The organism is Acidovorax sp. LjRoot204, assembly GCF_056175785.1.
Genome location: NZ_JBGFFF010000045.1, coordinates 20,101 through 30,597 on the forward strand (window position 1 = coordinate 20,101; position 10,497 = coordinate 30,597).

The 10,497-nt window shown below is 59.8% G+C and carries 17 protein-coding genes and 1 tRNA gene; 14 read left to right on the forward strand and 4 right to left on the reverse strand.

Annotated elements, in window-relative coordinates; all coding sequences use genetic code 11:
- Nucleotides 1–4: 4 nt before the first annotated feature.
- From AC04MI_RS10570 to AC04MI_RS10580, 3 genes are all read left to right on the forward strand, one after another.
- Nucleotides 5–715 (forward strand): urease accessory protein UreF, encoded by a 711-nt coding sequence (locus tag AC04MI_RS10570; RefSeq protein ID WP_146872275.1) that lies wholly within the window; start codon nucleotides 5–7, stop codon nucleotides 713–715.
- Nucleotides 712–1,392: an urease accessory protein UreG gene (ureG, locus tag AC04MI_RS10575; protein WP_056060569.1), complete on the forward strand. Its 681-nt coding sequence runs from the start codon at nucleotides 712–714 to the stop codon at nucleotides 1,390–1,392. Before AC04MI_RS10570 ends, ureG begins: the two co-directional genes overlap by 4 nt.
- 19 nt (nucleotides 1,393–1,411) lie before the next feature.
- Nucleotides 1,412–1,499: transfer RNA gene (locus tag AC04MI_RS10580), tRNA-Ser, on the forward strand.
- On the opposite strand, the gene AC04MI_RS10585 is transcribed toward AC04MI_RS10580, so the two are convergent.
- Entirely contained in the window at nucleotides 1,485–1,748 is a 264-nt protein-coding gene (locus AC04MI_RS10585; protein ID WP_476497758.1) for a hypothetical protein, read from the reverse strand. The genes AC04MI_RS10580 and AC04MI_RS10585 overlap by 15 nt on opposite strands.
- Before the next feature lie 218 nt (nucleotides 1,749–1,966).
- Nucleotides 1,967–2,476: a DUF2726 domain-containing protein gene (locus tag AC04MI_RS10590; RefSeq protein ID WP_476497759.1), complete on the reverse strand. Its 510-nt coding sequence runs from the start codon at nucleotides 2,474–2,476 to the stop codon at nucleotides 1,967–1,969.
- A gap of 33 nt (nucleotides 2,477–2,509) precedes the next feature.
- On the opposite strand from AC04MI_RS10590, the gene AC04MI_RS10595 reads away from it, so the two are divergent.
- The 9 genes from AC04MI_RS10595 (at nucleotide 2,510) to AC04MI_RS10635 (ending at nucleotide 8,364) form a co-directional block, all read left to right on the forward strand.
- Complete coding sequence (locus AC04MI_RS10595) at nucleotides 2,510–2,797, forward strand: hypothetical protein (RefSeq protein WP_476497760.1); 288 nt, start codon at nucleotides 2,510–2,512, stop codon at nucleotides 2,795–2,797.
- Nucleotides 2,794–3,990: a replication initiation factor domain-containing protein gene (locus AC04MI_RS10600; RefSeq protein ID WP_476497761.1), complete on the forward strand. Its 1,197-nt coding sequence runs from the start codon at nucleotides 2,794–2,796 to the stop codon at nucleotides 3,988–3,990. Before AC04MI_RS10595 ends, AC04MI_RS10600 begins: the two co-directional genes overlap by 4 nt.
- A gap of 20 nt (nucleotides 3,991–4,010) precedes the next feature.
- Nucleotides 4,011–4,331 carry a hypothetical protein gene (locus tag AC04MI_RS10605; RefSeq protein WP_476497762.1) on the forward strand — a complete coding sequence of 107 codons (321 nt, stop codon included), beginning with the start codon at nucleotides 4,011–4,013 and terminating at the stop codon, nucleotides 4,329–4,331.
- Between the two features lie 16 nt (nucleotides 4,332–4,347).
- On the forward strand, nucleotides 4,348–4,569 hold the full coding sequence (locus tag AC04MI_RS10610) for a hypothetical protein (RefSeq protein WP_436079275.1): 222 nt from the start codon (nucleotides 4,348–4,350) through the stop codon (nucleotides 4,567–4,569).
- Nucleotides 4,559–4,765, forward strand: a complete 207-nt coding sequence (locus tag AC04MI_RS10615) for a hypothetical protein (protein ID WP_476497763.1) — start codon at nucleotides 4,559–4,561, stop codon at nucleotides 4,763–4,765. Before AC04MI_RS10610 ends, AC04MI_RS10615 begins: the two co-directional genes overlap by 11 nt.
- A gap of 206 nt (nucleotides 4,766–4,971) precedes the next feature.
- Nucleotides 4,972–5,175 (forward strand): major capsid protein, encoded by a 204-nt coding sequence (locus AC04MI_RS10620; RefSeq protein WP_476497764.1) that lies wholly within the window; start codon nucleotides 4,972–4,974, stop codon nucleotides 5,173–5,175.
- Between the two features lie 1,151 nt (nucleotides 5,176–6,326).
- On the forward strand, nucleotides 6,327–6,746 hold the full coding sequence (locus AC04MI_RS10625) for a virulence factor TspB C-terminal domain-related protein (RefSeq protein WP_476497765.1): 420 nt from the start codon (nucleotides 6,327–6,329) through the stop codon (nucleotides 6,744–6,746).
- 3 nt (nucleotides 6,747–6,749) lie between these two features.
- Entirely contained in the window at nucleotides 6,750–7,049 is a 300-nt protein-coding gene (locus tag AC04MI_RS10630) for a DUF2523 domain-containing protein (RefSeq protein ID WP_056060153.1), read from the forward strand.
- 133 nt (nucleotides 7,050–7,182) lie between these two features.
- Nucleotides 7,183–8,364, forward strand: a complete 1,182-nt coding sequence (locus tag AC04MI_RS10635) for a zonular occludens toxin domain-containing protein (protein ID WP_476497766.1) — start codon at nucleotides 7,183–7,185, stop codon at nucleotides 8,362–8,364.
- Between the two features lies 1 nt (nucleotide 8,365).
- On the opposite strand, the gene AC04MI_RS10640 is transcribed toward AC04MI_RS10635, so the two are convergent.
- Entirely contained in the window at nucleotides 8,366–8,578 is a 213-nt protein-coding gene (locus AC04MI_RS10640; protein ID WP_436078210.1) for a hypothetical protein, read from the reverse strand.
- A gap of 58 nt (nucleotides 8,579–8,636) precedes the next feature.
- A complete protein-coding gene (locus AC04MI_RS10645; RefSeq protein WP_436078209.1) occupies nucleotides 8,637–8,999 on the reverse strand; it encodes a hypothetical protein in 363 nt (120 codons plus the stop codon).
- Between the two features lie 402 nt (nucleotides 9,000–9,401).
- On the opposite strand from AC04MI_RS10645, the gene AC04MI_RS10650 reads away from it, so the two are divergent.
- Both AC04MI_RS10650 and AC04MI_RS10655 read left to right on the forward strand, forming a co-directional pair.
- On the forward strand, nucleotides 9,402–9,992 hold the full coding sequence (locus AC04MI_RS10650; RefSeq protein ID WP_343736080.1) for a recombinase family protein: 591 nt from the start codon (nucleotides 9,402–9,404) through the stop codon (nucleotides 9,990–9,992).
- 289 nt (nucleotides 9,993–10,281) lie between these two features.
- Entirely contained in the window at nucleotides 10,282–10,470 is a 189-nt protein-coding gene (locus AC04MI_RS10655) for an HNH endonuclease (RefSeq protein ID WP_476497767.1), read from the forward strand.
- Nucleotides 10,471–10,497 lie beyond the last annotated feature (27 nt).

The following is a 10,497-nucleotide window of genomic DNA, read 5'->3' on the forward strand; positions in this document are numbered from 1 at the left end:
GCCCATGCGCCTGGACCGCCCCACGCCGCTGCCGGCCGCCAGCTTTTTGCAGCTGATGTGGCTGGCCTCCCCTGCACTGCCGGTGGGCGGGTTTTCGTATTCCGAGGGGCTGGAGAGCGCCATTGAAAATGTGGGCCTCGCCAGCGAAACCGCCGTGGGTGACTGGCTGCAGGACCAGCTCCACATCACGCAGGCCCGGGGCGACATGGCCCTCATCGCCAAGGCTGTGGGTGCGTGGCGGCGCGCCGACTGGGCGCATGTGCGCGAACTCAACGACTGGGTGCTGCACACCCGAGAAACGAGCGAACTGCGCCTCCAGACCGAGCAAATGGGCCGATCGATGGCCGACTGGCTGCGCAATCAGAACCAGGGCGACGAGACCCTGATGCCCGCCGTGCGCCACCTGGCCGCATTACCCCCCACCTACCCTGTGGCATTCGCACTGGCCGCCTCCACCACCCAGGCGCCCGTGCGCGACGTCCTGCTGGCCTACGCTTTTGGCTGGGCGGAGAACATGGTGCAAGCCGCCCTCAAATCCATGCAGCTGGGCCAAAGCGCCGGCCAGCGCATCCTGGCCCGGCTGGCCGATGCCATCCCCGCCGCAGCCGACCATGCCATCGGGCTGATGGACAGCGAGCGCCAGGCCTTTTCGCCCATGCTCGCCATCCTGTCAGCCCAGCACGAAACCCAATACTCCCGCCTCTTCCGATCATGACCACCAGCAACCTGCACCACGTCCCGAACCGCACCAAGAACCTGCCGCCCCTGCGCGTGGGCATCGGTGGCCCCGTCGGCTCCGGCAAGACCACGCTGCTGGAAATGCTGTGCAAGACCATGCGCGATGACTACGACCTCATCGCCATCACCAACGACATCTACACCAAGGAAGACCAGCGCCTCCTCACCGTGAGCGGCGCGCTGCCCGCAGAGCGCATCCTGGGTGTGGAAACCGGCGGCTGCCCCCACACCGCCATCCGCGAGGACTGCTCCATCAACCTCGAAGCCATCGACCGCATGCTGGGCGAGTTCCCCAACGCCGACATCGTGTTTGTGGAAAGCGGCGGCGACAACCTGGCCGCCACCTTCAGCCCCGAGCTGAGCGACCTCACCATCTACGTCATCGATGTGGCCGCTGGCGAAAAAATCCCCCGCAAGGGCGGCCCTGGCATCACCAAAAGCGACCTGTTCATCATCAACAAGACCGACCTGGCCCCCCACGTGGGCGCCAACCTGGATGTGATGCACGCCGACACCACCCGCATGCGCACCAACGCCCAGGGCCTCAAGCCCTTTGTGATGACCAATCTCAAAACCCTGGCTGGCGTAGCCGATGTGGTCAAGTTCATCGAGACCCGGGGCATGCTGAAAAAATCAGCACCCGCAGTCGGCTAGAATTCGCGCCTTCCCTCCCGGAGACTTGGGTGAGTGGTTTAAACCAGCAGTCTTGAAAACTGCCGACGKGMAASCGTCCGTGAGTTCGAATCTCACASTCTCCGCCATGCCTTGACGCGGTTTTTCAACCGTGCAAGCAGCTCGCTTTCCTTCTCTGCCTCCATGGCCGCAATGGCCATCCACGGTTCAGGCTCTTCTCCTAATTCGATAGCAAAGTTTCCAGCAAGCACTGGGCTTAACCTTCCCTGCTTGATCGCATGGGACAGAGCTCCGGGAGTGATATTGAACTCTCGCGACCACGCGGCAGCGTTCTTCACGACCAGCGCTTTCTGCAGCAAATCCATCGTCTGAGGCATGTTTAGAACCCTTCAATATTGAGGGGATTTCACCACAAAGCGCTTTGCGATTGTTTGAGAGGCTTTCAACATCCGGACTATTGAAACCATTTCAATACTCACGGAGCCGCCATGTATTTCAGATCTCGGGTTTGCACACCCCCTGCCACCAGAGGCGCTGCACGCGCTGTGGCGGCTCCTGCAGTGTCTTGGCTGGGGGTGTGCACCCAGTTTGCTAACTACTGCTCGGGTCGCACTTCCGGTAAGTTCGTTGCTCCCGCTTCCACCTTCGGCACTGCTGGCGGGGCAAAGTCTGCTTTCACCTGCGCAATGTCTGGCACACGCGGGTATCGCACCACGCGGTATCCCGCATCATTCAACAAAGCATCGCGCGCTCCATCCTCCTTTGCTCGCCCCTTGTGGCTGCTGTCATCCAGCTCCACTACCGCGATCACTTGGAACGCAGCATCGCAGACCACGAAGTCTGCAACCTTTCGGTCGAACGTGTTGCGCACTGCATATGCGCGTGCTGTCAGCAGTGCACTAAAGCTGACTTGCGCCAAAACAACTCGATCCGGCAGCGCCTGCACGAGCCTGTTGAACATTGCCTGCTCTCTTTCGGTCAACGGCGCCTTTCGTCTTGGGCGCTCGCCAGTACCTCCGCCTTTGTTCTTCTTCGAAGCGGTAACAAACGCTAGGCCAACAACGATCAATAGCAAAACGCCCAGCATCAACAGCATTGACTTCATCGGTTCCTCCTCCTTTGTGAAGGGGAGTTTCGCATGAGCGCGACGCCACGCATTGCCAATGCAATCAACGGCCAATCCGGTGCAGGAATGGTCCACATGCACATCGGCACGAATCGCGGCGCATGGCTGCAGATCGCTGCAGCCCTCGACAAGCATCCTCACCGCGATCTCTACGACCACGCACGCCGCGTCGCTGCTTTGGAAGCGCAGCGCACGGCAGAAGGGGCCCCGCCCCGCGGGGAAGTGGCCGTGCGCGTAGCGCCTTCTCCTTCCCTCCCCGTTGGTAATCACGGGGAGAACCTGAACGAGTCTCAAGCATGACCCGCGCAAAGAAAACCGACCTCGTTCTCGACGGCAACGAAGTGAAGCTGCGCCTCACTGCCGAGCGGACCAAAACGAAGCAGCCCGTTCATGTCGATTGGGTCCGCTTCACCTGCAACCTGCGCAACGCGCCTACGCCCTCGGTCGATGATTTGTTCCCTGCGCCCAATGGCGCATGGCAGGAACAAAACTACCTGCGCATGGCCTCTGTACTGCGCGAGTTGTCGGACCCCGATTTCTCCGCCAGTGCCCAGGCCAAGGCCCTCGCTGAGCAAGCATGCGAAGCCCTTGGCCCCGAGTTCAGCGTGTTCCCTGAAATCCGTAAGGGCCATGACTTCTACCGCTTCCGCTGGTCCATCGTGCGCAATGAGGTCGAGTGCGGTTGGGTCGGCTACCTCTCCAGCGGGGAAAGCCCACGCCAGCACGCCCAGGCGCGCACCATTCACTGCAACCTCTACGGCACTGCCTGCACCTTCGCGCWGCCCGGCTTTAACCATCGCCTTGCAGCCATCRTTGATCGCACCSAAGCCACGATCACCCGCGTAGACCTCGCSCTCGATTTCTTCGACGGCTTCACMGGTGGCATGGACCGSGTGCAGGCKGACTACAAGGCCGGGTTGATGGACCACCATGGCCGCAAACCCAGCTGCAATCAGGTCGGCGATTGGTGCAACGGGCGCGCCCGGTCCTTCTACTTCGGCAGCAAGGAAGCGGGCAAACAAACCAACGTGTACGAAAAGGGCCACCAGCTCTTTGGCCCTAAAGACGACAGCCCCTGGCTGCGCGTTGAGCTTCGTTACGGCAACAAGCTGCGCGTCTATCCCTCGGACATTCTCCGCCGCCCTGCTGACTTCTTTGCAGGCGCTAGCGATTGGCACGCCTCCATGCTGCGCGAAGCTGGTTCACAGGCCACACCCGAGCCCGTACGCACAACGCAGCGCCTTGCCGCTGAAACCATCTGCGCCGAGGTCAAGCGCAACGTGCAGTGGCTCATGGACACCGCCGCGCCCAGCATCGCGCTGTGCTTCAAGCACCTCGGCAACACCCAGTTCATCGAAGAAATCCTGTTCAACAAAAAAGCGCCTGGACGGCTCCAGCGCTTTAACGAAAACGAGATCGCAGGTGCGTTTGATCGCGCCTTCCATCGTGTTCTCGCACCTGGGCGTGGCCGGTCCGGGATGCAACTTGTTTAGGCCGTAACCAAGGACCAAAAATGAAGATGACCAGCAAAGCCGTTCTGCACGGCCTCAAGCAATCTAAGGGCGACTATGAGGGCCGCGCCTTCGACTCCACGACGTTTCACTTGTCGGTTGACATTGCCCAGTCCTCCAGCGGTGAAAGCATCGGCGTAGTCACTCGCCCGTTCAAGCTGGGCGACTCCACCGAGTTCCAGAAGTGGGCAMACCTCAAGAACTCGTGGCCTCTTGGCGGCGTGATGTGCGAGTGCGAATTCGACATCGTTGCCGGTGCCGACAACAGCACAAAGCTCACGCTGCTGGCGATCAAACCCGCCGCCCAGGCCAAGGCCGCTTAAGGCCCAAAGGCACCCCATGCGCAACGTGATCCAGTCCCGCACAACAGGCGCTTTCCTTGCGCCGTCTTTTGAGGACGGTCAACCGGAATGGGTCATGTTGCTCTGCGAAGCCGCCGTGGTGGATGACCTCGAAACCTGTGTGCAGCTCATCGAAGACCACACCGAGCCATTCCACCGCCCCCAGGTCATCGACCTCGACGACCTCTACAAAAAGCCGGAGCCACACCTTGGAAATTGATCTCTCCCTATTCGCCCAGCGCATCGCGATGATCGCCATCCTTGGCGGCTTCGTCGGTGGCCTGTTGTTCACGCTCGTGCATGGCGCAGTAGTCGCCATCTCTGACCGCCTCCGCGCACGTGCCAGCACCCTTCAACGGGTCGCTCAGGCACGCATCCGCCAGCAGGCAATTCTCCGGGCCATGCCACGTGGCTGACCCAACAGTCATCGAATGCGCCACCGCCTGCACGGTCACGGTGGTGCATGAATTAAGCCTCCCGCCTCTGCAGCTCACAGCAGAGGAGGGAGCAGCCATTGCGGGCGCCGTCCTCGCAATCTGGGCCGTTGGTTATGCGTTCCGCATGGCTATACGCGCCTTGAACATCGACGGCAATTCATCCACTCAATCTGAGGAAAACTGAAATGACTCAAGCAATTAAGCGCGGCCTCGTTGCCGCTGGTGTTCTGACCGTTGTGGGCGCTGCCAATGCTGCCGCAATCGACGTGGCCGCCGTGACAACTGACATCGCCGCTCAGGCTGCACCTGTTGCCGCAATCGGTGCCGCTGTGCTGCTGCTCTACGTGGGCATCAAGGCCTTCAAGTGGGTGCGTAAGGCTCTGTCCTAACTCACGCCCCAAGCGCTCCCTGACCGGCCGGCAGGGGCCTTGCAAAAGTCCACGCCGTGGGCTTCTCCAAGGTGCAAACAAATGGGCCTTTTCGTCATCCTCGCAATCCTCGGTGCAGCATGGTTCATCTTTACCGCCTGATCGCTGCCCTGTTGCTGGTTTCCTTTGCTTCGGTCTCGTTGGCAGATGGCGGCGCGTTTCCCGCCACGCCTGGGAATTACGATTCTTCCTCCTGCAATCAGTCTGTCTACCCTGGCACGCCCTATAAGTCCGATTCCCATACCAGTGAGTCATGGGCATGCAAAGAGCCTGTGAACGGCCAACGGGCATGCGGCTATTGGGTTGATTTGTCCTACTATGGAAGCGGCAATGTTTGGTACGGCATGTGCTACCAAACCTCTACGCCCGCGTCCTGTCCCGCTGGTGCGAACATGTCAACCGGCCCTTCTGGTGAGTCGCTGTGCACCTGCACTGCTGGGCTTCGTCCTTTCAACGGTCAATGTGTTGCTGCTCCTATCTGCCCTGACGGTCAGCACGATGAGGGCGGCGCTTGCGTCCCTAATGCCTGCAAGCCCAATGAAACCCGCGTGAACGGCGTATGCGTTCCTGAACCTCCATGCCCGTCTGGTCAAACTCGCGTCAACGGCAAATGCGTGCCCAGCAAGTGCCCCTCTCAAGGCACAGTCTCTGATCAGTGGTACGAGGTCACATCCCCCGGCACTAGCGCAACGTGTCTCTACAACAGCACGGATAACACCTACTGCACGATGAGTATCAAGCCCAGCGTTATCGCAAGCTCGGGTGGCCGCGTAACGTACATGGGTGGGTATGGCGTCTACACAGGCGGCACATGCGGTCCCTCGGAGCCTGGAAAGCCTACTCCAGTCGATCCCGACAAGCCCGATGGGGACCCCGACAAGGGCACAAAGCCTCCTGGCCCAAATGACCCCAAGCCGGACACAAAGCCCGGTGGAAATCCTGGTGGCCCTGGCAACAATCCAACCCCTCCTGGTCCTGATGGAAAGTGCCCTGATGGCACCTATAAATCAAACGGTGGCTGCTATCCGAAGGACCCGCCAAAGCAGCCCCCGGACAATGACGGCAAGTGTCCTAATGGGTATGTCAAGGTGGGCTCTGAGTGCGTCCCATTGATGCCACCCGAAGACAAGGACCCCGACGATAAGGACCCCTCCACGTTCGGCGGTCAGTGCGAGTCGGTCACCTGCGACGGAGACGCCATCCAGTGCGCCATTGCTCGCGATCAGTACCGGCGCTCGTGCCAGCTCATGGACAAGGAAAGCGCTGAGTCGCAGCTCTACGCCGCCAACAAGGGCAAGGAGGGCAATCGCACTGCTGATTTGCCCGGTAACGAAACCATCAGCCTTGAGGGTCGTATCGACACATCGGACGCGCTCGGCGGCGGTTCCTGCTTCGGTGACTTGAATATCACCGTCTGGAATCAGGCCGTGACTCTGCCTTTGTCGAACCTCTGCCAGTACCTCGCCATGCTCGGCAACATCCTTGTCGCTGTTTCGATGCTCATGGCGGCCCGCATCGTCACAAGGGGGTAAGCCATGCCAATGTTTGTTGCTGCCATCGGCGGCATGCTCATCAACCTCGTAGGCACGCTGGCTGGTCGCATCCTGATCGCTCTTGGCATCGGTGTTGTGACTTACACGGGTGTCTCTACGTCCTTGGATTGGTTGAAGTCCGGGGCAGTCTCCGCGCTCGGTGGCCTGCCTGCAGACATGCTGAGCCTGATCGCCTTCATGAAGGTAGGCGTTTGCATCAGCATCATCACCAGCGCCATAGCCGCCCGCGCCATCATTAACGGCATCAGCGGCGACAGCTTCAAGAAGTGGGTTCTCAAATGACTTCTAAAAAGTTTTTGCTGCGCATGGCGTGGAGTTGTATTCCTGACTGCATCCGTGCATTGCGTCGCGGCCACTGGGGCGTTGTGCGCCTAGAAACTCGCACGTTCTTCCCCTTGCTTCGTGAGTTGCTTGAATGATCTACCTCACGACAGGCGCCAACGGTGCAGGCAAAACGCTGCTGACCCTCAAGGACGTACGCGCCCAGCAGCTCAAAGAGAATCGCCCCGTCTACTATCACGGCTTCGAAATGGACGAAGCCAAAGCGGCGGAATTCGGCTGGCAGAAGTTCGACCCCAAGGACTGGCAAAGCTTGCCCGATGGGTCAATCTGCATCATGGACGAGTGCCAAAACGAGTTTCCATTGCGGCGCTCTGGCTCCGATGTGCCCGACTACATTCAAGCCATCGCACAGTTCAGGCGCAAGCGCGGTTTCGACTTCTGGATGATCTGCCCGCACCCATCGCTGATCGATGTGTTCGTGCGTCGCCTGATCGACAAGCCCTCATGGCATCGCCACCTAAAACGCGCCTTCGGTGCCGATGTTGTCAGCGTTCTGCGCTTCTCTTCACCTGACATGAAGTGCGAAGAACCCGGCGCAGGCGCTCGCGGCGAAGTGTCGATGGTGGCCTACCCCAAAGAGGTTTACAGCTGGTATCGCTCCGCCAGTCTGCACACCGGCAAAAAGAAAATCCCTCGCGCTGCCTACGTCCTCGCTGCTTGCGCCATCGCTGTGCCCTCTGCGATGTACTTTGCAATCACCGGTGTGTACAGCAACGCCACAAAGCAGGCCAAAAGCGCTACAGAAAATGTAGCAAACCTGCCAGGCGGAAATCCTGCAGGCTCGGTAGGTCAAAACGGTAGGCAGGTCGCTCAGGTCATGACCGCTGCGGAGTACGTCGACGCTCGCACGGCTCGCCTCAAAGACTTCCCTCACACCGCGCCAGCGTATGACGACGTGACTAAACCCAGTGAGGCCCCATACCCTGCCGCATGCGTGCAGATGGGCAAAACCTGCAAGTGCTATACGCAGCAGGCCACGCTACTGCAGGTGTCCGGCGCTGTCTGCGTCCAGATCGTTCAACAGGGCTTCTTCATGGACTGGAAAACAGCCCAGCGCGGCGAATTCAGCCCAAGGGATAGGGGTGACTATCGGCAGGCCCGTGAAGTGCCCCTCCAGGCCCAGCAAGTGGCCCAGGTGGACCCCGCGCGCACTGTCCCAGCCCCAATGCCTGCCGTTCGCCCTGAGCCTCCGCAAAGCCAATACCTCCAGGGCCTTGCTGCACGTAATGCCCAGGTGCGATCAAGCCTGCAGTGATTCAGCCGCGCCGCGATTGTTCGCGCGTGTCGGCTTCTTCCTCAAGCATCAGCACCCACCGGTAACCCTCTGGCGCTTCGGGGCGGCTGAATGGTGATGGCCCGCCGTTTTTTTCTTCCTTGTCGGCAAAGAACAGCAGATAGGCCGCCTGGATAAGGCCCATGCCTGACAGTGCCAGCAGCGCGTAATACGTGAAATAAGGAATCTGCTTCATGCCCTCAAAGCTAGCACAGCCTTTCAAATGTCGCCAAAACGGATCTGGCCATGACAATTCACGCGCTCACCACGATAGTGCAGCGTGCCAGCGGTTGCAGTGCGCGCATGCGGTCGATGTGCCCGCCGAAGCCCTTGCGCTTCACCGGCTCAGAGAACACCAGCGCCACCTGCGCAGCCTTCACCAGCTTGCCCAGGTCGCGCACCTTCTTCGCCAGTTCACGCGCCCAGCTAGGCGTGGTCTTGCGCACTGGATAGGCCACCCGGCCTGCAGTCTTGAACGCTGCGCCGCGCTCGGCCCTGATCGCCCGCAGCAGCCGCGTCGTAGGCCGCGACGTAGCCCACACCAGCAAGCGCCCGAACTGCAAAGGCATCTGCAGCGCCAGAGCTTCAGGAAATTTGCGGTAGTTGCTTGCGATCATGGTGTTCCCCTTCAGGTGTACCGGGCCCCTAGATTCCGAGCCGGACAACTGTTGTCTGTTGCCCGTGCAAGCTGGCCTTGCTTGCACCGTTCCCCTGAGTTCTTCGCCGTGCCATTAGCGGTGCCGGGATTGGGTTGCGGAGGGGGGAGGGTTTGTAAAGCGCAGCTTTATGGATTCCCCCCGCAGCAACCCAAAGAGCCGCAGGCGCGGTCCTGGCTTAGCGTTGGCCGAAGAGGCGAAGAAATCTGGGGAATGGTGCTGGGCGCTACCTCTCACGGGCAGCGGACGCCGCGCGGCGAGCGCCTAAAGCTGCGAAGCAAGCTCAAGCCAATTGAAGCCGTTGATAGGGCGCATGGTTTGATACATTCGCGCTATCAAAATTACAGCTAACTGATTCACGTTTTGACCATTTACGGCTACGCCCGCGTTTCAACCCTTGAACAGAACACGGCAGCACAGCTAGCGGCCTTTCGGCGGGCTGGCATTGACAAGGTTGTGCAAGAAAAACGCTCTGCTGTGAAGCAGCGCCCGGAGCTCGATAAGCTCTTGACCGTGTTGGTCAAGGGCGATGTGTTGGTGGTCTACAAACTGGACCGCCTTGCGCGGTCGGTGTCTCACTTCGTTAAGGTCTTTGAGTACCTGAAAGCGAAGGGTGTCGGCTTCCGGTCTCTGACCGAGTCAATTGAGACTGATACGGCGCATGGCCGCATGTTCTTGCACCTGCTCTCCGCCTTCGCTGAGTTTGAGCGCGAATTGATCAGGGAAAGGTGTCTAGCTGGTCAGCGTGCCGCCCGGGCTGCTGGCAAGACCTGGGGACGAAAACGCGCCTTGTCTGATGACGACGTGGCCCAGGCTGCGGCCTGTTGGCGGTCTGGCTGGTATGACCAGCGGACCCTTGCGGATATGCTGGGGGTGTCCATAAGTAGCCTACGCGACCACATCCACCGCCATGAAGGTCGGGGCCGCTGGGCCAAAACACGATTACAAAAGTAAAACTATACTTTCGGCGACGCTCCTAGCCGAGCGTGGTCAGGAGCACGGAAATTCCGCTGACCGCTGAGATGGATAAGTTCATTTCAGCCGCCGTTTGAGTCCTCAACAATGCGTGAGGGCACGGGAACCTCATCAATTGTTTTGTTGGGTATCCTGTGTTTTTTTCACTCGGAACCCATACGTTTTGGAGTTCTTTGTGAAAAAAATTTCTCTCCTTCGTGAAGCTGCGTTTGTGGAGCAGAGTGGTCGTTGTTGGTACTGCGGTTGCAAGCTCCTTCCACCCGGGCACATGTGTGCGCAGGGCGCTACTGGCTTCCATCCTCGATCATGCACAGCCGAGCACCTTCAGGCGAAAAGAGATGGGGGCGTTGACATGCCTCAGAATATCGTGGCTGCCTGTCGCTACTGCAACGAAGCTAGACATGCTAAGTACGGTGGACTTACCCCGCGTAAATTTCGTCGAGAAGTTCAAAAATAAGCTGTACTGGGTAAGTGGATTACGCAC

Coding starts and splice junctions, on each gene's coding strand:
- AC04MI_RS10570 (WP_146872275.1), top strand. CDS start 5: ATGCGCCTGGACCGCCCCACGCCGCTGCCGGCCGCCAGCTTTTTGCAG.
- ureG (WP_056060569.1), top strand. CDS start 712: ATGACCACCAGCAACCTGCACCACGTCCCGAACCGCACCAAGAACCTG.
- AC04MI_RS10590 (WP_476497759.1), bottom strand. CDS start 2,476: ATGAAGTCAATGCTGTTGATGCTGGGCGTTTTGCTATTGATCGTTGTT.
- AC04MI_RS10595 (WP_476497760.1), top strand. CDS start 2,510: ATGAGCGCGACGCCACGCATTGCCAATGCAATCAACGGCCAATCCGGT.
- AC04MI_RS10610 (WP_436079275.1), top strand. CDS start 4,348: ATGCGCAACGTGATCCAGTCCCGCACAACAGGCGCTTTCCTTGCGCCG.
- AC04MI_RS10620 (WP_476497764.1), top strand. CDS start 4,972: ATGACTCAAGCAATTAAGCGCGGCCTCGTTGCCGCTGGTGTTCTGACC.
- AC04MI_RS10625 (WP_476497765.1), top strand. CDS start 6,327: ATGCCACCCGAAGACAAGGACCCCGACGATAAGGACCCCTCCACGTTC.
- AC04MI_RS10630 (WP_056060153.1), top strand. CDS start 6,750: ATGCCAATGTTTGTTGCTGCCATCGGCGGCATGCTCATCAACCTCGTA.
- AC04MI_RS10635 (WP_476497766.1), top strand. CDS start 7,183: ATGATCTACCTCACGACAGGCGCCAACGGTGCAGGCAAAACGCTGCTG.
- AC04MI_RS10640 (WP_436078210.1), bottom strand. CDS start 8,578: ATGAAGCAGATTCCTTATTTCACGTATTACGCGCTGCTGGCACTGTCA.
- AC04MI_RS10645 (WP_436078209.1), bottom strand. CDS start 8,999: ATGATCGCAAGCAACTACCGCAAATTTCCTGAAGCTCTGGCGCTGCAG.
- AC04MI_RS10655 (WP_476497767.1), top strand. CDS start 10,282: ATGTGTGCGCAGGGCGCTACTGGCTTCCATCCTCGATCATGCACAGCC.